The following is a 21,021-nucleotide window of genomic DNA, read 5'->3' as shown; positions in this document are numbered from 1 at the left end:
AACATTCATTTTTCTGCTGCTTGGTTTGTCTGGGTGTAACCAATCATCTATCGTAAACAAAGCTCACGAGGGAAAGTATTTTTTATGCTGCCCTTACATGAGCTTTTTGTTTGTTAAAAATTAATGTATTAACAAAATCAATAATAAATAGGGGGTTAAAAAATGATTACTAACGGTTTTACTTATGTGGCTTTCTTAATTTTCTTTGCTGCTATGATAGTTTTGGCAGAGAAAAAATCAAAGGGTAAGTTTTTTACTTATGTACCTGCAATAGTGCTTTTATATTTTGGGGCGATGTTACTTTCTACTCTTGGGGTTTGGCAGAATAGTAATAAGGAGATAACAGCAGTATATAAGGCTCTTAAAGACAATTTACTTCCAGCCATGATATTCTTAATGCTCTTAAGGTGTGACCTTAGAAAAATTGTAAAGCTTGGACCAAAGATGCTTATTGGTTTCTTTGCGGCTACAATTACCATAATGATAGGATTTATAGTTACTTATATTCTATTTAAAGGCTTTTATGAACCAGACACATGGAAATCTTTTGCAGCCTTATCCGGAAGCTGGATTGGTGGAACCGGCAACATGATAGCAGTGCAGGGGGCATTGGATATTCCAGACTCAAAGCTTGGATACACCCTTTTAATGGACTCTATTAACTATTCCATATGGGTTATGTTCCTTCTATGGGCAGTATCCCTAGCTCCAAAGTTTAATAAATGGACAAAAGCAGATACCTCTGTAATAGATGAAATTGGAGCAGAACTTTCAAAACATGAAGAAGGTTTAAGAAAAGAAATACAGTTTTCAGACATAATTATACTTCTTGGAGTAAGTTTATTGGTTTCCGCTCTTTCCATACAATTTGGGGGAATGCTTCCAAAGTCAACTTTCTTCCAAGGAACAACTTGGACAATACTTATTGCTACGGTAGCAGGAGTGATTTTTGCCATGACTCCTCTTGCAAAAATACCAGGTTCTTCTCAGCTTTCAAACCTTATGTTATATACCATAGTGGCTCTAATAGCTTCTAGAGCAAATTTTGCAGAGTTAACTAAGGCGCCAATATATATAATTTCAGGTTTTGTGATTTTAGGTATACATGCACTGCTTCTAAGCTTAATAGGAAAGCTTTTAAAATTGGATTTGTTTACCTTAGGGGTAGCAAGCCTTGCCAATATAGGAGGGGTAGCATCTGCACCTATACTTGCAGGAGCTTATAGTGAAGCTTTAGTTCCTATAGGAGTGCTCATGGCTTTGATGGGCTATATTGTAGGTACTGGTGGAGGAATATTAGTAGGAAAGATATTGTCCATCCTGTAATAATATTATTAAGCATATTTATTAATAATAACATTAAACATGTTTGAGAATAATAATAGATAGGGTGATGAAATGTACGATGAAGATACTCTATATATTGTTGGAAATTCAAGGACTAATAATGACAATGCCATAACAAAAAGATATTTATCCTTTTATATAGGTTTTGTGGTAAAGGAACATTCTGGAGAAATAATCGATGTAAGTTGCTCTTCCACTATAAGGACAACTAGTGAATTTATAAAAAGTCTTTTTATGGGAAGATTTCTAAGACAGTATGATGAAGAATTAGAAAACAATATAAAGAGAAGATATTTTGGATCATCTCAAAAAGCTATAATAGTAGCCTATAAAGATGCAGTTAAAAAGTATCAAGAAGTTACAGGAAATTTATAAATCATGCCAACAGCTGTATTTTGCTTACTATCGGATAAATATTTGCAAAGCTTCATTTATGTAAAGCAAAAGTTAGCTGTAAATCATAAAATGGGGGGATTATAATGAAAATAACAGATATAAAGCTAGGGCACATATCCGTGCCACTTAAAAAACCCTTCAAAACTGCCCTACGAACAGTAAACAGCGTTGAAGATATCATAGTAAAAATAGAAACTGACAGTGGAAATGTTGGCTATGGGGAAGCACCACCTACAGCAGTGATAACTGGAGACACCACAGGTTCAATTGTAGGAGCCATTGAGGAATATATAAGACCTCAGCTTTTAGGAAAGGATATTGAGAATTTTGAAGAGCTAATGCTAATATTGGACAAGTCTCTTGTAAAAAACACCTCTGCTAAAGCGGCTGTGGACATAGCTTTATATGATCTTTATGGTCAGATGCTTAAAGCTCCGCTTTATAAAATTTGGGGAGGGTATAGAAAAGAAATAATTACAGACATCACTATAAGTGTGAACGATCCTGAGCAAATGTCCAAGGACAGCCTTGAAGCCATTGCCCTTGGATATGATACCTTAAAAATAAAGGTAGGAAAAGATCCTTCTATAGACATAGAGAGAATGAAGGCCATAAGAAATGCAGTAGGTTATGATGTAAGGCTTAGAATAGATGCAAATCAAGGCTGGAAGCCAAAAGAAGCTGTAAGAATACTTAGGAGCATGGAAGACGCAGGCATGAACTTGGAGCTTGTAGAACAACCTGTTATTGCCCATGACATAGAGGGTCTTAAATTTGTAACAGACAATGTGGGCATACCTGTAATGGCAGATGAAAGCGTATTTTCACCAAAAGACGCCTTAAAAATAATGCAGCTAAGGGCAGCAGACTATATAAACATCAAGCTCATGAAAACTGGAGGTCTCCATAATGCCTTAAAAATATGTTCCGCAGCGGAAATTTATGGCATGGAGTGCATGCTTGGATGTATGCTGGAGGCCAAGGTAAGCGTCACAGCAGCAGTGCATCTAGCTGCAGCAAAAAGCATTATAACCAAAATAGACCTAGATGGCCCAGTTCTTTGCAGTGAAGATCCCATTATTGGAGGAGCTGTGTTCAATAACTATAGCATCACCCTTCCAGACAAGCCAGGCTTGGGTATTGAAGGGATTAATGAGTAATTTGTCACTTGTCAAGTGCCAGTCACCGTTAACAAATTGTTAACGGTGACTGGTTTTTATTTTTTAATTTTTAGAAAGAGTTTTAATTTTCAAAACTGGATTCTCGTAATACAAATGGGAATTTCGCGTTGCAATTCACCTTCTCGCTTTACAATTCATCTTAATTATTTAAAAAACAGTATAATTTTATTGATTATCAATAAAATTATATTGAATAGCACAGGCATATGTAATATAATTACATATGAGGAGATGATCATATGAAACAAATAGAATTGTCAAAATGGCTAAAATTTGTTATAGCTTTTGCTGCTTTTATTGCAGCTATCTTATGTTTATTAATTGTTCCGGCTTTAGGAAAAGAGGCTGTATTGATGAATCCGGAATTAGATTATATGTTTTGGCCTTGTTTAGTATTTATATGGGTTACTGCTATTCCCTTTTATATAGCACTTTATAAAGCATGGCTTATTTGTCAAGAAATTTCCAAGGACAATTCCTTTTGTATAGAAAATTCTAAGAGCCTAAAGCTTATAAGTAAACTAGCTTTATTAGAATGTATACTTTACTTGGCAGCAATGTTTATTTTACTTATTTTAAATCTTTTACATCCTAGTATTATACTTGGTGTCCTGTTTATCATTTTTGTGGGAATATCCATTGCCATTGCTTCTGCTACAATTTCTCATCTTGTTGAAAATGCAAGTGAATTGAAAAAGGAGAATGATTTAACCATATGAGGTGTAATAATGACTATTATAGTGAATTTAGATGTTATATTAGCCAAAAAGAAAATCAGCGTAACTGAATTATCCGAGCAAGTAGGCATTACAATGTCCAATATCTCTATATTGAAAAATGGAAAAGCAAAAGCCATTCGATTTTCTACCTTAGAGAAGATCTGTGAAGTATTGGAGTGCCAACCAGGTGACATCCTGGAGTATTCAAAATAAGAAACTTAAAAGTTATTTATTAGAAGATATACTGGTATGTCCACTAATAAAAAGACTCTTCCATAATATACTTAATATTTTTCCCTGATATAAAAAGACTTTATATTGCTGAAGTATTATTCTAAGTTTTCTTTAATAACCATTTTATTGAAATAAAGTGGTTATTTTTTATGGGCGATACATGGAAGATATAATATTAGAAAGAAAATTTATGCCATAATCTTGTCGTTTTTTTCTAATAAAAATCAACAAAAATTTATAATATTTTATCTCAAAAAGCTTGACCAAAATGATGTAAGTGTCATATACTGTTATTAGAACATATGAATACTTATTCATATGAACATATGATAAAAAAATTAATTTATGATTATATATTTAATATACAAGGGATAGGAGAGATTATATGGCTAAGATGGAAGAAAAAAATATAGAGGTTTGCAAAAGTAATGTTATTCACCAAGATACCATTGATAAGGTGCTTAAAGTTATGCCAGAAGAAGAGCTTTTATATGACTTGGCAGAATTATTTAAGGTATTTGGAGACAGCACTAGGGTAAAAATATTATCAGCACTCTTTGAATCTGAAATGTGCGTTTGCGATTTATCCGTGGCGCTTTCCATGACTCAATCAGCTATATCTCATCAGCTTAGAGTTTTGAAACAAGCTAACTTAGTTAAGTTTAGAAGAGAAGGAAAAGTAGTTTATTATTCCTTAAGCGATAACCATATAAAGAGCATTTTTGATCAAGGACTTCTCCACGTTCAAGAGAAGTAGAAGGAGGACAAGATTATGGGGGAAAACAATAGAAGAGTTCTTAATGTAGAAGGTGTACAAGTAAATAATTCTAATATTAATGCAGTAAAGAATAAAGACTCACACAATGGAAATAGTGCACACAACCACCATGGTTGTTGCAACCATGAAAGTGAAAATAATAATTGTCACAGTCATGGGGATGAAAAAGATAATTTCCATAACCATGAAAGTGAAGATAATATCTTAAATTATAGAAATTTAAACAATAACTCTAGGAATAATCCTTCCGATATAAATAAAAGCTCTAATAAAAATTATGAATTTATCTTAGAAAATTTAGATTGTGCCAATTGTGCAGCTAAAATAGAAAATAAAATACAAAACATTTCAGGAGTCAGTGAGGCTTTTGTGAATTTTACCACTAAGAAGCTGACCTTTTCATTGGATGCTCATGAAGAATATGAAAGAGTTTTACAGGAGTCAAAGGATATAATCAAAAAGCTTGAACCAGAAGTAGTGGTAAAGAGTATAGATAAAAATGTTTCTACAGAAAGCAGAAGTTCATCTAATGAAGAGGATAATGAAGAGCTTAAGGGGAAATTTATTCAATTTTCTGTAGCTTTTATACTCTTTCTAACAGCTTTGATATTTGATTTACCTGAGAAAATTGAAATATTAACTCTGTTTGTAAGTTATCTTTTAGCAGGTGGAGAAGTGGTATTAAGAGCATTTAAGAATATATTAAGAGGTCAAGTGTTTGATGAGAATTTCTTGATGTCTGTAGCTACTATAGGTGCTTTTGCCATAGGAGATTACGCTGAAGGGGCAGCTGTTATGCTGTTTTACCAAGTAGGAGAACTATTCCAAGATTTAGCGGTAAATAGATCCAGAAAATCCATTGCAGATTTAATGGATATAAGACCTGACTATGCTAACTTACTCATAGGCGGCCAAGTGAAAAAAGTATCCCCAGAAGATGTGATGGTGGGAGATATAATCGTAGTTAAGCCAGGAGAAAAAGTACCTCTAGACGGAATTGTAGTAGAAGGAACTTCCATGATGGACACTTCAGCATTAACTGGAGAGTCGGTACCAAGGGAAATTGAAACAGGAAGTGAAGTGTTGGGAGGCTTTGTAAACAAGAATGGTTTAATTCACATTAAAGTTAGCAAAGTTTTTGGGGAATCCACTGTAACAAAGATATTAAATCTAGTGGAAAATGCCAGCAGCAGAAAGGCGCCTACAGAAAACTTTATAACTAAATTTGCAAGATATTATACCCCTGCAGTAGTTATTACAGCATTAGTTTTAGCGGTAGTACCTCCATTAGTGATAAGTGGAGCAACCTTTTCAGATTGGGTGTATAGGGCATTAATATTCCTAGTTATATCTTGTCCATGTGCTTTGGTGGTTTCCATACCTCTAGGATTTTTTGGAGGCATAGGCGGTGCTTCTAAAAATGGAATATTAGTTAAAGGAAGTAACTATCTTGAAGCTTTAAACTCCATTGAAACCGTGGTATTTGACAAGACTGGAACTCTTACAAAAGGAGTATTCAATGTTACAGAAATTCATAATGAAAAGGGCTTTAACAAGAATGAAATTTTACAGTATGCAGCCTTTGCAGAAAGTCATTCCAATCACCCTATAGCCACTTCTATAATAAAGGCTTATGGAAAGGAATTAGACAAGAATCAAGTAAAAAGCTATGAAGAAATAGCAGGACATGGTACCAGAGCCTTGGTAGAAGGAAAAGAAATACTAGCTGGAAACAGCAAGCTTATGAATAAAGAAAATATAAATTATACAGTGCAAGATTCAGCAGGAACCATAGTATATCTAGCTATAGACAAGAAGTATGCAGGATATATAGTAATATCCGATGAAATAAAAGAAGATGCACAAAAAGCCATACAAGATCTTAAAAAATTAGGAATAAAAAACACCATAATGCTTACAGGAGACAGCAAGAAGGTAGGTACAAAGGTAGGAGAAACTTTAGGACTAGATAAAGTTTACTCAGAACTTCTGCCTCAAGATAAAGTAGAAAAGCTTGAACTTATAGACAGCCAAAAATCCTCCCAAGGGAAAGTAGTATTTGTGGGAGATGGTATAAATGATGCCCCTGTGCTTGCCAGAGCAGACATAGGCATAGCTATGGGAGGTCTGGGTTCAGATGCAGCCATAGAAGCAGCAGATGTAGTCATCATGACAGATGAACCTTCGAAGATAGCCAGCGCTATAAAGATTGCAAAAAACACACGTAAAATAGTATGGCAAAATATAATATTTGCCCTAGGAGTCAAGCTAATAGTGCTAATAATGGGAGCCTTCGGCGTAGCCACCATGTGGGAAGCGGTATTTGCAGACGTAGGAGTAGCCCTTATAGCAGTATTAAACGCTATGAGAGTACTGAGGTATAATCCAAATTAATTTAAAATACAACATGAATGGAGCGAGGGTTGGTGAGTACAGAGAGCATTATAGGCTTAATAATCTTATTTGCTTTTTATGGGAGTTATTTTGTGAAAATTTTCATACAAAGAACAAGAGGAATTAATACTGACAGAATGGGTAAGGGGAGTAAACCTAAAAAAACTTTTGTAATTGAAGTGATTTTAAAGTTAACAACAATCTTCACAGCAGTAATACAACTCATTAGTATTATATTTATACAAGAGCTGTCAATATTCATACAAAATAATCTCATAAGATATGCCGGGTTTATTGTTTCTTTATTAGGTGTAGTAGTATTTGTTAATGCCATGGTAACAATGGGTGATAGTTGGAGAGCAGGAATTGACAATACTCAAAAAACTAAAATAGTTAAGACTGGTATTTACAAATACAGTAGGAATCCTGCATTCGTTGGATTTGACCTATTTTATATTGGGATAGCACTTGCATTTTCAAATGTCCTAAATATTATATTTGCCTTTGCTTCAATCTTAATACTTCATCTTCAAATATTAGAAGAAGAGAAATTTCTTCCTACTGTATTTGGAAAAGAGTATTTAGATTTTAAGAAGAAAACAAATAGATATATAGGAATAAAGTAGTGGTATTAATTTAAGGGAAGTCATTTGACTTCCCTTAAAATTTACAAAATAACTCATATGGCTGCCGTTATTTATACTTCACTATGTTATTCATCCCAGGATTTCCTTCAGTTATTAACTCTGGTTCTTCTAAGGTCAATATGTTTTCGCATAATATCCAGCCACGGGAGTTTATTTTTTTGCCGTTGGCTTTTCTTGGAATATATATTTCAACGTAATACCAATTTCGCTCCTCTACTCTAGCTTTTTCTAAAATTGCTACTTTAGAGGCTTTTTTTAATTTAGAGAGGTAAGGAGACCAGCTTACTGGGGCAAAATAAAGTTTAGTATCATACTTCACAATTCCTTCAATACAGGAAGAATTAAGGAGCTCAACGGTTATACTATTAAAGTCCTTTGATTGCCAGGAGGTCTTTCTAAGTCTGTTATTTTCTGAGTTTAGTGTTATTATATATTTACGTTGACCTTCTAACTTTTGAAGAAGGTAAAAAATATAACCTCCTGAAGAAATCAAAAGAGTTAAAAATGCGAAAGTCATAAGGCTCAACCCCTCTTGAATAAATTATAATATAGTATATTAAAAAGTCTTAAAAGGGTTACAAAAAAATGTAAGTAGTTATATAATTTTAGTGAGGTGATTTGCTAATGGTAGCTAAATTAAAAGATATTTTATCATCCAGCAATAATATAGTGTTCTTTGGAGGGGCAGGGGTATCCACTGAGAGCAATATTCCTGATTTTCGTTCAGAAAAAGGACTTTATCAAGGGGATAATGGATATAAATATTCTCCAGAAGAAATGTTAAGCCACAGTTTTTTTGTGTCTCACAAAGAAGATTTTTATAAGTTTTATAAAGAAAAGATGATTTATAAAGATGCCAAGCCCAATGCAGCTCACTATGCCTTGGCAGACTTGGAAAGCATGGGAAAGCTTAGAGCCGTAATAACTCAAAATATAGATGGACTTCACCAAGAGGCAGGTTCACGGAATGTTCTAGAACTTCACGGTACCGTAAAGGATAATTACTGTACTAAGTGCAGTGAGCATTTTGACTTAGATTACGTTATGGAGAGTAAAACCCTAGTGCCAAAGTGCAATATTTGCGGTGGAGATATTAAGCCTAATGTTGTATTATATGAAGAATCCTTGGATGAAGACGTAATAAAGTCAGCTATAAGCTATATATCCAATGCCGAAGTACTCATAGTAGGAGGAACTTCCTTGGTAGTCTATCCTGCAGCAGGATTAATTAACTATTTTAATGGAAAGTACCTAGTGCTTATAAATAAATCCGTAACTTCCTTTGACAATATAGCAGATCTGGTTATTAAAGATAAAGTAGGAAAAGTCTTAGGAGAAGCTGTGTCCGATTTAAAAAAAGGATATTAATCAATGAAGGTAATCCCATGCTCTCTGTGGAATTGAAGTATATATAGAAAGCATGGGATTTTACTATATGCAATGGAATTTATTTAGATTATTGATTATAATATAGATAAATACTTAAATGTGGGTTAAGGGTTAACAATTCTAATTTTCGAGGTGATAACATGGAAGAGAACAAACTGAAAGGAATCGCTGGACAGCTTTTGACTATTATTCCTCTCTTTAAAAAGAAGCTTATGAAGCCAGTAGGGGGAATGATTCATGGAGGATTAAAGCCTTCAGAATTTTTCGTATTAGTACTACTATGCGAAAATGATGGTTTTACCATGACAGAGTTAGCCAATAAGCTGGAGATTTCCAAAACAAACCTTACCCCTATGGTTGATAAATTAATAGAGTGTAATTATATAAGACGATTCAGAGATGATAAAGATAGAAGAATAATAAGAGTAGAAATTTGCAATGACGGCAAAAAGCTTCTAGATGACCACCGCAGGATCTTCGAAGATCTCCTAACAGAGAAACTAGCAAGCCTCAGCGAAGAAGACCTCAACGAACTCTCCCAAAGCATAGAAAAATTTCAACACATAGTGATGAAACTTTAATGAAGTGCCTGGCACCGCGGTGCCAGGCACTTGACATAAGCAGACATTCCAAATCTTCGATTTGGAATGGTCGCTTACTTCTTCGTAGCAGCTAAAGCGTCATAATCTTATTTTTAAAAGCTTTAGGTGCGGAGAAGAAGATTCCTTTACTCCCGGTATCCATCCTTTTCTCTTCAAAAGTTTTGAGTGTAAAGAAGAAGATTCTTTTAAACCATTAACTTAATCAAACCAAAGTCCAATTTCTCTTTCAGCACTCACAGGACTGTCAGAGGCATGAACTGAATTTAAGGTGGTACTTAAGGCATACAGCTTTCTTATGGTTCCCTCCTCCGCCTTATCTGGGTTATTGGATCCATTTATCTTTCTAATTCTTGAAATAGCATCTTCTCCTTCAAGAACCAAGGCCACCAAATCGCTTCTAGTAATATAATTTATTAGGCTATCGTAATAATCCCTGCCTTTATGCTCTTCATAATGTTTCTCCGCCAGTTCTCTAGATACTCTCATCTTTTTCATTTTAAGTATGTTGAGACCTCTATCTTCATATATGGAAAGAATCTTTCCTATGATATTTCTCTCTACTGCATCAGGTTTAACAAGTACTAAGCTTTGCTCCATCATATAAAAAACCTCCTATTTTCCTTTACTCTCGGTATCCATCCTCATGCTTTTAAAAGCTTTGTGGGTGTAGAGTAAGTTTCCTTATTATGTATTATATCCCAAAATACAATATTATGCCCTTTCATATTAAAAAATTCACTAAATTTTGTAAAATATCATTATGTTCACTGAAATTTTATTTTTTATGGACTTAGTACAAGCTTCTTCATGAAAATATAAATATGAAAAAATATAGGTTATTTTGTCTAAAATATTTAATATATTCCTACCATATATTAGTGTATTATAGTATTAACACACTAGGTGTCTGGAGGAGATAATGTGAGTTTTGATTTTCAAGAAAAAATTCCTATTTATATTCAGGTGGTGGATATTATAAAAAAAGATATATCAAAGGATATTTTAAAGCCTGGAGATAAGCTCCCCTCCGTAAGGGACATGGCTACGCGGTTTAAAGTTAACCCTAACACCATTCAAAGGGCTTACATGGAGCTGGAAAAAGAAGCTATTACCTATACTCAAAGAGGCATGGGCACTTATATTTCAGAAAATACTCAGGTAATTGAAGAGGTTAAAAGCAGCACTATTAAGAGAATGGCATTGATGGTAATTAAACAGTTTAAAGAGCTGGATATGGATAAGGGTGAAGCCATAAAGATTATAGAGGAAAACTGGTAGGATACATTAGATTTTAGTTAAAAGGGTAATGACATGAAATTATAGGTGTAGATAAGTTATGAAAAGTTGGTTTTATCACTGATATGAATTTATTGGGAGGAAAATTTATGGATAAGGTATTAAAATTTAAAAGTGTTACAAAGGTTTATGGAGAAAAGATTGCTTTAAGTGATTTTTCCATTGAAATACCTAAGGGAAAAATCATTGGACTTATAGGACCTAATGGAGCTGGTAAAAGTACCTTTATGAGGCTTGCTGCAACCCTGATTAAAGCTAATAAAGGCAGTTTGGAGGTTCTTGGCATAGAGCCCTCTGCAAAAACAAAAGCATTGGTTTCCTATCTTCCAGATAAACCTTTCCTATATGAATGGATGACAGTAGATCAGGCAATAGATTATTTTAAAGAGTTTTTTCAAGACTTTGATGAAAACAAGATGAACTCTTTGCTGGATTTTATGAAAATAGATAAAAAAAGCAAAGTGAAAGAGCTTTCCAAGGGCATGCTAGAAAGGCTGAATCTTTCTTTAACCTTGTCCAGAAATGCTAAGCTGTATCTTTTGGATGAACCTTTGGCAGCAGTAGATCCAACTACTAGAGACAAGATAATTAATTCTATAATAGAAAATTTCAATGAAGAAAGCACCATTATAATAAGCACCCATCTAGTTAGAGAGGTGGAAACCCTCTTTGATGAAGTTATCTTCATTGATAAAGGCAAGCTTATATTCTATGAAGATGCAGAGAAATTGAGAATTAGAAAGGGCAAGCCCATTGAAGATATCTATAAGGAGATGTTTGATTAATGATAAAGCTTATTAGAATTAATTTAAGAAATAATATTAAATACTTTATTTATTTGATGTTGTCACTACTAATTGTCAGTATAGTGGAATTCATTTTTAAAGGGAGAATCTTAAATGGAAGACTATTTCAGCTGGTTTTACTTACTGCAGCTAATTTTTCTTTATTTTATAGTATTATGATAGAAGAAACCTTCTTCCATGATAAAAACCTTTTATTAAGGTTAATACCTTATAAGTCATGGAAGATTTTATTGAGCAATATACTATCTTTTTTATTTATTTTTATGCCTGTATATATTATTGGACTACTTGTGCCCTTTGTCATGAAGAGTGATGTTTTTTCACATAGTCATAACATGTCTAGCCCTAGTTCAGTGCTAATCTTTCTGCTTTTATTTTATATAACAACTTCACTTGCCCTTTCATCCTTAGGATATAGTACTAGATTAATCTTTAATATTAAGAATAGGGAGAATGATGAAAATCAGGCATTGGCCATTGTAATTATGATATTTCTCGTATTTCTTTATGTTATTATCTTCTCAATTTTTATGAATAGATTATATAAATATTGTCCTTTCATTACTATTATGAACAGTAAAAACTTTGAGCTGGGAGAGTCTCTTTACTCAGTTCCCTTTTTTATAGATTTGTTAAAAGTAAAGAACGGACAAGTAATTCTTCCCTACTATATTGCTGCAACTAATATAGTGTTTTCTGTTATTATGTATTTCATAAGTTTATGGCAACTTGAAAAAGGAAAAGCCCTCACTGAATAAAAGCAAATAATTAAAAATCAAATCTATATATTTAAAATAAAAAGATTTTTAGGGGGATACCTATGAAATATTTAATTAAATATGAGCTTATAAATTCTAAAAAGATAATAACAATAATGAGTATACTTTACGTAATAAATATGTACTTTTCCTTAGGTTTAATCCCAATAAGGGAAGAGGCTAATAAATTTATAAATCCACTTAATACAATATTTGTTCTTATATTTATTATATGGAGAGGAAGTAAACTAATAAAAGACCTTAATCCTGAACATAATGTAATTGAGCATATGATATCCATAGACAAAGATAAATTTATAATTGCCAAAATTTTAAGTTCTATAATACTATTTGCACCATTGTTTGTTATAATGCTTTTAATAGCTTTAGTATTTGGTTTCAAACTTTTTTAGTACGATATACGTATTAGTAAAAAGTGAAGGAGTTTTTAGAATAAGGACTATAAAAAGAAACAAAGGACAAGAGGTGATAGTTTGATAGAATACTTTATAGCATTAATAATAATAGCAGCCATAGCAGTGTTTTTATATCTTGAAAATAATTGGATTAAAATAAATAGAATTAAGCATAGCCCTAAGAATTTGCCTAGGGAGTTTATGGGCATGAGGATTGTACATCTTTCGGATATGCATTCTAAATCCTTTGGACAAGGTAATAATAACCTTCTTAAAAGGGTTAAGGAGCTTAATCCGGATATTATCGTGTTTACGGGAGACCTTATAGATAGCAGGAGATATGAAGAAGAGGTAAGCTCCAGTACCATGGCTTCTCTTGTAAATATAGCTCCAGTATATTATGTCATAGGAAATCATGAAGCCAGAAGAGATGAATATGATAATTCTCTCCAGCAGAAGCTTATTAATTCTGGGGTAAAGGTTCTGAGAAACCATGCTCATATCATAGAAAAGAAGGGACAAAGCTTTTATATTTTAGGAGTAGATGATCCTTATAAAGATAATAGAAGCTACAGTAAAAAAGGCAAGGATAGTGAAGTGCTAAAGAGAAACATTAATGAAGCTTTAGAAAAGATTACTGAGGAAAGAGCAAAGGATACATTGTCCCAAGGAATATTACTAAAGAAGGGGAAGGGCTTGTCCCAAGAAATGAACTCAATACAGTGGAAAGGTTTGTCCCACGAATCTATACCAAAGAATCGGCAGGGATTGTCCAAAGAAGCATCATCAAGTAAAAACCACTTCACCTTGCTATTAAGCCATAGGCCAGAGCAGATTGAAACTTATGCTCAATGTGGCATAGATTTGGTGTTTTCAGGCCATGCTCATGGAGGGCAAATGAGGATTCCTTTTACCGGACAAGGCGGCTTTGCTCCTAACCAGGGAAAATTCCCCAAATATACATCAGGTATTCATATGTTAGGAGACACAGCCTTAGTTATAAGCAGAGGGCTTGGCAATAGTTCTTTTCCCTTTAGGGTCTTTAATAGGCCGGAGATTGTTTTAGTGGAGCTTGTCTAAATACATTGAACTTTGATAATAAGAATACTTGATAAAATAGTAGCAAAAGGAAAGCTTGTCTAAACTTTCTTCATATATCTTTGTTCAGAATTTCGAACATATCTAAACAAAAGCAGGGAAATTATTAAAATTAATATTTACACAAAAAGTGTATTGAATTTTTAAAGGTAACTTTATAAATTCAATACACTTTTTTATTTTTAAATTAATTTTTATTATCGTGGAGCACTTGGTCAATTACTATTACTAGAGCCAGCATAAAGGGGATGTTCTCATCGTCGGCAATGTTAATCTCATAACTATCTCCAAAAGAAAACCACTTTTTTATTATGGAAGCGCATCTTTTAGTGCCGTTTTTTATTATGGAAAAATCATGAGCCATGAAGTCTCCATCTACGGTAAAGTCTCCATATACGCTGTCTATCATAAATTTATGGGAAAGGAAAGTGACTTTCTTTCTTATGGTAGCTAAAGTATTTGTCTCGCCATAAATGGTGTATTGTGGCATTAAAGAAAATATTTTTTGCTCCATGTATATGAGTTCCTTATGTCTTTCATCATAGATCCTAAGCTTGTTCCCAAGAGAAAAAACTTGGCCTTTAACATAGAATACCTCATTACCACTTTCATCAAAAATAGAAAAGTTGTCTCCTATAGAAAAAACTTTCTCTTTAATATAAAATCTCATAAAATCACCCTATTTCTATTTATTTTCATTATGAGTTATAGCGTCTATTATAATTATCACAGCTAGCATAAAAGCTTGGTTTATATTATCATCTATATCTACAAAATAGTTATCTTCAGGGGGTAGAGTGTTGCTGCTAACAGACACGACATTATTACCCAAATCATCTAAAATAGTAAAATTATGATTAATAAGTTCTCCTTCTAATCTATATACCCCATAAATGCTTTTTATAGATAAATTATTAGTGATAGAAGCAAAATTTTTCTTAACTTGCCCTATTTCTTTACTATTCATTAATATCTTATATTCAGGCAGAGCAGAACGTCTAGCTTGATTTATTTGAATGACTTCTTTGCCATTATTGTCTAGAAGTTTAATCTTGTTTCCTATGTTTAAAAGTTTTTCAGAAACCTGATAGCGTTTATTTCCCATCTCGTCTTTTATAATATATTTATCTCCATAAGCAATAAGATTTTCTTTTACATAGTATCTCATAAAACTTTCTCCCTTCACATTGATTTGCCATAGTAAAAAATAATAGCAAAAGGAATATTAAATGTGTATAATATTGGTAATATTAATATAGCAGATAAAGATTGTTTTTAGAATATATAAGGATAAAATTAATTAAAACATAATCAAGTGCTATTACACCATATTAGTTTTATTAAGTCGCAGCAAAAAGCTGTAAGTGATTGTTAATAAATATTACACTATTTATAATGTAATATTAGAAAGTTATAGAAATAAGCTGTATAAATTTTAAAAATTATCGGGCTATAAACTTATGGTGCAGTTATAAACTATATTAATATTTATATGTGCTATTAATTTGATTGTACCATAATGGAAATATAATTTATATAAATTAAGAGGTGGACTATGAATAGAGCTTTAGAACATTATACTAAACGAGAAAAGGATCTTACCCAAAAGTCTCAGGAGCTTAAAAGAGAAATAAATTTTTATAGTATTATAAGATTGGTTATTTTTGTGGGAGCAGCGGTAGTATGCTTTATTGCCTTTAAAAATGGCAAATATCTTTACTTTGGCGCTTTTCTAACCTTGTTTATATCCTTATTTATATTGGCAGCCTATAAGCATAGCAAGGTACTGGAGGAGAAGAGCTACACAGACAGCATGTTGGTGGTTATTAAAAGAGGACTTAATAGAATAGAAGGAAACTTTAAGGAATTTAGTGATAACGGGGAAGAATTTATTGATAAAAAGCATCCTTACAGTTATGATTTAGATATTTTTGGTGAAGGTTCTTTGTATCAAATGATTAATAGCACTAGTACATATACCGGTAAGGAGCGTCTTTCTAAAGAGCTTCAAAGAAAGATTAAATTTAGCACGGAAGAAATACTTTCAAGGCAGGAGGCTATAACGGATTTATCATTAAAAGAAGATTATAGAGAGAAACTTACTGCCATTGGCATAATGAATGAAGGGGATATGGAAGAACCTAAGGCTCTTCTAGAATGGAGCTTAAAGAGGGAAAAGATATTTTCAAGTTTAGCCTTCAAGATTATATGTTATGCATTAAACTTCATAACCCTAGGAATTTTAGTGCTTATGACCTTGAAAATTGTGGATTATAAGGCTTTGATGATATCACTTTTAATAAATGGCACATTTTTACTTTTAGGTAAAACTAAACGTGAAGAGGCTTTTGAAGTGGTAAATATATATAAAAACAATATAAACACCTATTTTAGAATGCTGCAAATTACAGAAGAAGAGGATTTTCAAAGTAATCATATGAAAGCTTTGAAAAATAGTTTAAAAGAAGGAGATAAGGATACCGTATTTCAGCTTAAGCAGCTTACCAGTATAGTAAATAGGTTAAAGGACACTAAAAATGCTTATTACTTGATTATAAATATATTCTTTTTAATGGATTATCATATTCTTTTCAGCCTAGAGAGCTGGAGGATGCTTTACGGCAGAAATATCCCTCTCTGGCTAGAAACCTTAGGGGAAATAGAAGCCCTAAGTAGCTTGTCCATAATTAATTATGAACATGAAAATTGGTGCATTCCTAAAATAGTTCCTTACAATATATTAGAAGGAAAGCAAATAGGACACCCACTCCTGGGAAAAGAAGTGGTGAGAAATGACTTTTCCCTTAAGCACCCAAATTCCTTGGTGCTGGTCACTGGTTCCAATATGTCTGGTAAGAGTACCTTTTTAAGAACCCTAGGCGTTAATCTTCTACTGAGTTACTTAGGTTCTGCGGTAAGTGCTGAAAGTTTTACCTGTGGCATCATGGATATTTATACCTGCATGAGAATAAATGATGATCTTAAAGAAAGCATATCTTCCTTCTACGCAGAGCTTTTAAGAATCAAGGATATCATAGCCGCCAGCAAAACCGGTGAGCCCATATTCTTCCTGCTAGATGAAATTTTTAAAGGCACTAACTCCAAGGATAGGCATAAAGGTGCTGAGGTCCTCATTAATCAGCTAAGCACTAAAAATGCCCTAGGCCTTGTATCTACCCATGACCTAGAGCTTACCATCATAGAACAGGTAAACCCTAAAGTGGCAAACTACCACTTCAGAGAATACTATGAAGACAACAAATTAAAGTTTGACTACAAACTCAGAAAAGGCTATTCCACCACCCAAAATGCCCTATACCTCATGAGAATGGTAGGGATAGAAGAATAATGGCAGCCACATGAGTTATAACTTATTGTGGATTAATTGAGAATTTAGAATTTAAAATGAAGGAGGTTTTTTCTGAAAAAGCATGAGAAAAAACTACAATGTATAAAAAACTAAAAGCAAAATTCCTACAGGGATTTTGCTTTTACATAAGTTCATTGAAACTCTGTGAGTTTCTTCCTTCATTCTACATTCTACATTCTAAATTCCAAAAACCTGTTGACAGTTTTTATATTTGTCTGTATAATAACATTTGTGTTGAAAAACTTTTAACATGTTTATGATAAAAGTTTTTACGGCAAAAATATAAACTGTTAATACGGCTAGATAGCTCAGTCGGTAGAGCAGAGGACTGAAAATCCTCGTGTCCCTGGTTCGATTCCTGGTCTGGCCACCAGTAAGCCCGATACCTTATGGGTATCGGGCTTTATTTTGCCCAAAATAACTTTTTGTTTAAACTCTTTGAACTTTTTATCTCATTAATCTCTTTAATCTTTAATAATGTATTGGCTCACTATGGTGGGACTAATCCATGAGTATATGTTTTGCAAATATTTTAGATATATTTGCTGCATATGCTTTTTTTTATAATAAGATAGTGGAAGCCATATGAGTTATTAGTTCATTTTCATAGTATTAAGAGTAAGATTATTATAGATATCACTAAGGGGTGTACATAGGTTATACTTTCATTGTGCAGGATAAATAATTATAATATAAACATCAAGTGATTCTTAGCTTCAAATGGATAATAATTAAATTCTAATAAATCATAGAAGCATCAGGCCATGATTAAATTTCATTAATAAGAAGGTGAGAAATTTGCTACGTTTAACAGAGCAGCTAGCTCAAAATATAGTAAATAAAATGATGGATGTTATACCTTACAATGTGAACATTATGAATTCTCAGGGGATTATTATAGGTAGCGGAGATGCGAGGAGAATAGGTAAGATTCATGAAGGGGCGGTGAAAGCCATCGCCTTAAAGAAGCTTATTTCTATACATGAGGACAGAGGTGATGCCAAGCCAGGAGTTAATATGCCCATTTATTTTAAAAATGAAATTATGGGGGTAATCGGCATCAGCGGAGATCCTGACATTGTCAGCCAGTTTGCGGCTATAGTAAATGTTACAGCAGAACTTCTTATAAATCAGGAATATATATTCATAGAAGAGAGGAGTAAAGAACAGCTTAAGGAAGAGATACTTTATCAATGGGTGTTTTTAAATGAAGCTTATGAAGAGAGCTTTATTAAAAGAGCTGCCTCCATAGGTATAGATTTAACTGTTCCTAGAAGAGCTGTAGTGGTAAGCTCTAAAAACTCTAAAAAGATTAATATAGATAGGCTGAAGAGTTATATAAATGATAATGAATATGTAATTAGGATCAATCCCCAAGATGTGGTTTTGTTTTTGAAAGAGGATAAAAGACTTAATTACAGGATAAAGGAGATACACAAAAGTTTTTTTGAAAATGCTATTATAGGTGTGGGAACGGAGCAAAAAATTATGGCTAAGTGCGTTCAAGAGGCATTAAGAGGTATAGATATCATTAAAAAACTGAATGTGCCCATGGATTTAGTAGAGTATAGCAATATAATCTCCATAGATGCCCTTTCCAATATATCCTACAAAGAAAAATACTTTAATATTATAAAAAATTTGCAAGAGGAAGGAAAAGGGCCAGAGCTTGTAAAAACTTTATTATCCTTTATAAAACATAATGGTGAGATGAATTCCGTGGCTAATGACCTGCATATACATAGGAATTCTCTTAATTACAGGATGCAAAAAATTCAAGATATCACGGGAAAGAATCCTAAAAATTTCATGGATCTTTTAGAACTTTTTACGGCTTTAGTGGTGTTTAATGTAAATAATTAATGAAATAATTTTAAGATTCAATTAAATTCTTCTGTTTAAGTGATGATGAATGAGGAGAATTAAATGGAAAATTGTGCAAGGCCATATTAAAATTAATGATTTAATATGGCTTTTTATACATTTTTAGTAATTTTATTTGGTGGTTTTTGTGCAAATGAACAAAAATATAATGATAAGAATTTAACAAGTATACAATGATTATTTTCCCTTCATGGATTAAAATTAATTTGAAAACGAAATCATTTTATTTAACTTAGGAGGAATTTAAAATGCAAGTTACAGCATTAGGAGCACTAGTAGCATTAGTTATAGCTATTGTACTTATTATTAAAAAAGTACATCCAGCTTATGGACTTATAATTGGAGCCATCATCGGGGGATTAGTAGGAGGAGCAGGACTTACCAACACCGTTACCCTTATGATTAACGGAGCTAAGGGTATTATGCCCGCAGTACTTAGAATATTAACAGCAGGAGTTTTAGCAGGGGTTCTTATAGAATCAGGAGCAGCAGCTAAAATAGCAGAAACTATAGTAGATAAGCTAGGAGAGTCTAATTCTCTTATAGCCCTTGCCATAGCAACTTTAGTTTTAACTTCAGTAGGTGTATTCATAGACGTAGCTGTTATTACAGTGGCACCTATAGCTCTTGCCATAGCAAAGAGAGCAAACCTTACAAAAACAGCAATTCTTATTGCTATGATAGGTGGAGGTAAAGCAGGAAACCTTATGTCTCCAAACCCAAATGCCATAGCGGCATCAGACGCTTTTAAACTTCCATTAACCTCAGTAATGGCAGCAGGTATAATTCCAGCAATATTTGGACTAGTAGTTACCTGTGTTATAGCTAAGAAGCTTGCCCATAAAGGATCACAGGTTATGGAAAGTGAAATAGCAGTTACTTCAGAAGAAAAACCAAACTTTCTTGCAGCTATAGCAGGACCATTAACAGCAATTATAATATTATCCTTAAGACCATTATTCCAAATCAGCATAGACCCTCTAATAGCTTTACCAGTAGGTGGTATTGTAGGAGCTTTATGCATGGGTAAAATCAAAAACATTAATAAATATGCCACTGTTGGACTAGCAAAAATGAGCGGTGTAGCTATATTACTTTTAGGAACTGGTACCATAGCAGGTATTATTGCAAATTCAGGTCTTAAAGATGTTATCATAAACGGATTAAACGCAGTAGGTCTTCCAGCTTTTGCATTAGCACCTATAGCAGGTATTCTTATGTCAGGAGCTACAGCTTCTACAACTTCCGGAACAGCAGTAGGAAGCCAAGTATTTGGACCAACTATACTTCAGCTTGGAGTTAAGCCTCTATCAGCTGCAGCCATGATTCATTCAGGAGCTACAGTACTAGACCACTTACCACACGGAAGCTTCTTCCATGCTACAGGTGGAAGTGTATTCATGGATATGAAAGAAAGACTTAAGCTTATATCCTACGAATCCATCATAGGTCTAACCATGACCATAGTATCCACTATAATCTTCGGATTTATATTAAGATAAGCAGATACTCCAAATCTACGATTTTGCGCAGTCGCTTAAGCAGACATTCCAAATCTTCGATTTGGCATGGTCGCTTACTTCTTAGCAGCACCCAAAGCGTCATCCTCTTATTTTTAAAAGCTTTGGGTGTGGAGAAGAAGTGTCCTTTATTCCTAAAGCTACATATTTCTTTTAATGTAAGCTTTAGGGTTGGAAAAGAAGTTT

At 33.3% G+C, this 21,021-nt stretch carries 22 protein-coding genes and 1 tRNA gene; 19 read left to right on the top strand and 4 right to left on the bottom strand.

The features are described from left to right. The first annotated feature begins 162 nt into the window (after positions 1-162). The 8 genes from BUA82_RS16620 (at position 163) to BUA82_RS16585 (ending at position 7,675) form a co-directional block, all read left to right on the top strand. Complete coding sequence (locus BUA82_RS16620; protein WP_073010894.1) at positions 163-1,326, top strand: DUF819 family protein; 1,164 nt, start codon at positions 163-165, stop codon at positions 1,324-1,326. Positions 1,327-1,398: 72 nt separating this feature from the next. Then, positions 1,399-1,722 carry a DUF3870 domain-containing protein gene (locus BUA82_RS16615; protein WP_073010891.1) on the top strand — a complete coding sequence of 108 codons (324 nt, stop codon included), beginning with the start codon at positions 1,399-1,401 and terminating at the stop codon, positions 1,720-1,722. Positions 1,723-1,826: 104 nt separating this feature from the next. Then, positions 1,827-2,903 carry a dipeptide epimerase gene (locus BUA82_RS16610; protein WP_073010887.1) on the top strand — a complete coding sequence of 359 codons (1,077 nt, stop codon included), beginning with the start codon at positions 1,827-1,829 and terminating at the stop codon, positions 2,901-2,903. A 260-nt stretch (positions 2,904-3,163) separates the two neighbouring features. Continuing rightward, positions 3,164-3,643, top strand: a complete 480-nt coding sequence (locus BUA82_RS16605; protein WP_073010884.1) for a DUF2975 domain-containing protein — start codon at positions 3,164-3,166, stop codon at positions 3,641-3,643. A gap of 9 nt (positions 3,644-3,652) precedes the next feature. Further along, positions 3,653-3,856 carry a helix-turn-helix domain-containing protein gene (locus tag BUA82_RS16600; protein ID WP_073010881.1) on the top strand — a complete coding sequence of 68 codons (204 nt, stop codon included), beginning with the start codon at positions 3,653-3,655 and terminating at the stop codon, positions 3,854-3,856. A gap of 415 nt (positions 3,857-4,271) precedes the next feature. Next, positions 4,272-4,634: an ArsR/SmtB family transcription factor gene (locus tag BUA82_RS16595; protein WP_073011072.1), complete on the top strand. Its 363-nt coding sequence runs from the start codon at positions 4,272-4,274 to the stop codon at positions 4,632-4,634. Positions 4,635-4,649: 15 nt separating this feature from the next. Then, complete coding sequence (locus BUA82_RS16590; protein ID WP_083599999.1) at positions 4,650-7,049, top strand: heavy metal translocating P-type ATPase; 2,400 nt, start codon at positions 4,650-4,652, stop codon at positions 7,047-7,049. Between the two features lie 92 nt (positions 7,050-7,141). After that, positions 7,142-7,675 carry a methyltransferase family protein gene (locus BUA82_RS16585; RefSeq protein ID WP_178140763.1) on the top strand — a complete coding sequence of 178 codons (534 nt, stop codon included), beginning with the start codon at positions 7,142-7,144 and terminating at the stop codon, positions 7,673-7,675. 67 nt (positions 7,676-7,742) lie between these two features. On the opposite strand, the gene BUA82_RS16580 is transcribed toward BUA82_RS16585, so the two are convergent. After that, positions 7,743-8,213, bottom strand: coding sequence for a hypothetical protein (locus BUA82_RS16580; protein ID WP_073010875.1), 471 nt, complete (start codon positions 8,211-8,213; stop codon positions 7,743-7,745). A gap of 107 nt (positions 8,214-8,320) precedes the next feature. On the opposite strand from BUA82_RS16580, the gene BUA82_RS16575 reads away from it, so the two are divergent. Together BUA82_RS16575 and BUA82_RS16570 are read left to right on the top strand one after the other, a co-directional pair. Further along, positions 8,321-9,064, top strand: coding sequence for an NAD-dependent protein deacylase (locus BUA82_RS16575; protein ID WP_073010872.1), 744 nt, complete (start codon positions 8,321-8,323; stop codon positions 9,062-9,064). 200 nt (positions 9,065-9,264) lie between these two features. After that, positions 9,265-9,666, top strand: coding sequence for a MarR family winged helix-turn-helix transcriptional regulator (locus BUA82_RS16570; protein WP_178140761.1), 402 nt, complete (start codon positions 9,265-9,267; stop codon positions 9,664-9,666). A 219-nt stretch (positions 9,667-9,885) separates the two neighbouring features. Here the strand turns inward: BUA82_RS16570 and ndk are convergent, their stop codons facing one another. Then, positions 9,886-10,287, bottom strand: coding sequence for a nucleoside-diphosphate kinase (gene ndk, locus BUA82_RS16565; protein WP_073010865.1), 402 nt, complete (start codon positions 10,285-10,287; stop codon positions 9,886-9,888). Between the two features lie 321 nt (positions 10,288-10,608). Between ndk and BUA82_RS16560 the strand changes: the two genes are divergently transcribed. The 5 genes from BUA82_RS16560 (at position 10,609) to BUA82_RS16540 (ending at position 14,043) form a co-directional block, all read left to right on the top strand. Then, a complete protein-coding gene (locus BUA82_RS16560) occupies positions 10,609-10,965 on the top strand; it encodes a GntR family transcriptional regulator (RefSeq protein ID WP_073010863.1) in 357 nt (118 codons plus the stop codon). A gap of 107 nt (positions 10,966-11,072) precedes the next feature. Further along, positions 11,073-11,768, top strand: coding sequence for an ABC transporter ATP-binding protein (locus BUA82_RS16555; protein ID WP_073010861.1), 696 nt, complete (start codon positions 11,073-11,075; stop codon positions 11,766-11,768). Beyond that, on the top strand, positions 11,768-12,547 hold the full coding sequence (locus BUA82_RS16550) for a hypothetical protein (RefSeq protein ID WP_073010859.1): 780 nt from the start codon (positions 11,768-11,770) through the stop codon (positions 12,545-12,547). The genes BUA82_RS16555 and BUA82_RS16550 overlap by 1 nt, the downstream gene beginning before the upstream one ends. A gap of 62 nt (positions 12,548-12,609) precedes the next feature. Beyond that, positions 12,610-12,960, top strand: a complete 351-nt coding sequence (locus BUA82_RS16545; protein ID WP_073010857.1) for a hypothetical protein — start codon at positions 12,610-12,612, stop codon at positions 12,958-12,960. 81 nt (positions 12,961-13,041) lie between these two features. Continuing rightward, positions 13,042-14,043, top strand: coding sequence for a metallophosphoesterase (locus BUA82_RS16540; protein WP_073010855.1), 1,002 nt, complete (start codon positions 13,042-13,044; stop codon positions 14,041-14,043). A gap of 205 nt (positions 14,044-14,248) precedes the next feature. Here the strand turns inward: BUA82_RS16540 and BUA82_RS16535 are convergent, their stop codons facing one another. Together BUA82_RS16535 and BUA82_RS16530 are read right to left on the bottom strand one after the other, a co-directional pair. Next, positions 14,249-14,731, bottom strand: coding sequence for an LURP-one-related/scramblase family protein (locus tag BUA82_RS16535; RefSeq protein ID WP_073010853.1), 483 nt, complete (start codon positions 14,729-14,731; stop codon positions 14,249-14,251). Between the two features lie 15 nt (positions 14,732-14,746). Then, positions 14,747-15,229, bottom strand: coding sequence for an LURP-one-related/scramblase family protein (locus BUA82_RS16530; RefSeq protein WP_073010849.1), 483 nt, complete (start codon positions 15,227-15,229; stop codon positions 14,747-14,749). 387 nt (positions 15,230-15,616) lie between these two features. Here BUA82_RS16530 and BUA82_RS16525 point away from each other — a divergent pair, with 387 nt between their 5' ends. From BUA82_RS16525 to BUA82_RS16510, 4 genes are all read left to right on the top strand, one after another. Next, a complete protein-coding gene (locus BUA82_RS16525; protein ID WP_073010845.1) occupies positions 15,617-17,410 on the top strand; it encodes a MutS family DNA mismatch repair protein in 1,794 nt (597 codons plus the stop codon). 318 nt (positions 17,411-17,728) lie between these two features. Continuing rightward, positions 17,729-17,804: transfer RNA gene (locus BUA82_RS16520), tRNA-Phe, on the top strand. A 425-nt stretch (positions 17,805-18,229) separates the two neighbouring features. Further along, on the top strand, positions 18,230-19,294 hold the full coding sequence (locus BUA82_RS16515) for a CdaR family transcriptional regulator (protein ID WP_073010842.1): 1,065 nt from the start codon (positions 18,230-18,232) through the stop codon (positions 19,292-19,294). Between the two features lie 269 nt (positions 19,295-19,563). Further along, complete coding sequence (locus BUA82_RS16510; protein WP_073010839.1) at positions 19,564-20,817, top strand: GntP family permease; 1,254 nt, start codon at positions 19,564-19,566, stop codon at positions 20,815-20,817. Positions 20,818-21,021 lie beyond the last annotated feature (204 nt).

The organism is Clostridium amylolyticum (genome assembly GCF_900142075.1).
Taxonomy (GTDB): Bacteria; Bacillota; Clostridia; order Clostridiales; family Clostridiaceae; genus Clostridium_AA; species Clostridium_AA amylolyticum.
This window is presented reverse-complemented; position numbering and strand designations above follow the sequence as displayed.

What these genes read in the sequence shown, in the direction of transcription:
- BUA82_RS16620 (WP_073010894.1), top strand. Translation starts at nt 163, where the DNA reads ATGATTACTAACGGTTTTACTTATGTGGCTTTCTTAATTTTCTTTGCT.
- BUA82_RS16615 (WP_073010891.1), top strand. Translation starts at nt 1,399, where the DNA reads ATGTACGATGAAGATACTCTATATATTGTTGGAAATTCAAGGACTAAT.
- BUA82_RS16610 (WP_073010887.1), top strand. Translation starts at nt 1,827, where the DNA reads ATGAAAATAACAGATATAAAGCTAGGGCACATATCCGTGCCACTTAAA.
- BUA82_RS16605 (WP_073010884.1), top strand. Translation starts at nt 3,164, where the DNA reads ATGAAACAAATAGAATTGTCAAAATGGCTAAAATTTGTTATAGCTTTT.
- BUA82_RS16600 (WP_073010881.1), top strand. Translation starts at nt 3,653, where the DNA reads ATGACTATTATAGTGAATTTAGATGTTATATTAGCCAAAAAGAAAATC.
- BUA82_RS16595 (WP_073011072.1), top strand. Translation starts at nt 4,272, where the DNA reads ATGGAAGAAAAAAATATAGAGGTTTGCAAAAGTAATGTTATTCACCAA.
- BUA82_RS16590 (WP_083599999.1), top strand. Translation starts at nt 4,650, where the DNA reads ATGGGGGAAAACAATAGAAGAGTTCTTAATGTAGAAGGTGTACAAGTA.
- BUA82_RS16580 (WP_073010875.1), bottom strand. Translation starts at nt 8,213, where the DNA reads ATGACTTTCGCATTTTTAACTCTTTTGATTTCTTCAGGAGGTTATATT.
- BUA82_RS16575 (WP_073010872.1), top strand. Translation starts at nt 8,321, where the DNA reads ATGGTAGCTAAATTAAAAGATATTTTATCATCCAGCAATAATATAGTG.
- ndk (WP_073010865.1), bottom strand. Translation starts at nt 10,287, where the DNA reads ATGATGGAGCAAAGCTTAGTACTTGTTAAACCTGATGCAGTAGAGAGA.
- BUA82_RS16555 (WP_073010861.1), top strand. Translation starts at nt 11,073, where the DNA reads ATGGATAAGGTATTAAAATTTAAAAGTGTTACAAAGGTTTATGGAGAA.
- BUA82_RS16550 (WP_073010859.1), top strand. Translation starts at nt 11,768, where the DNA reads ATGATAAAGCTTATTAGAATTAATTTAAGAAATAATATTAAATACTTT.
- BUA82_RS16545 (WP_073010857.1), top strand. Translation starts at nt 12,610, where the DNA reads ATGAAATATTTAATTAAATATGAGCTTATAAATTCTAAAAAGATAATA.
- BUA82_RS16535 (WP_073010853.1), bottom strand. Translation starts at nt 14,731, where the DNA reads ATGAGATTTTATATTAAAGAGAAAGTTTTTTCTATAGGAGACAACTTT.
- BUA82_RS16530 (WP_073010849.1), bottom strand. Translation starts at nt 15,229, where the DNA reads ATGAGATACTATGTAAAAGAAAATCTTATTGCTTATGGAGATAAATAT.
- BUA82_RS16525 (WP_073010845.1), top strand. Translation starts at nt 15,617, where the DNA reads ATGAATAGAGCTTTAGAACATTATACTAAACGAGAAAAGGATCTTACC.
- BUA82_RS16510 (WP_073010839.1), top strand. Translation starts at nt 19,564, where the DNA reads ATGCAAGTTACAGCATTAGGAGCACTAGTAGCATTAGTTATAGCTATT.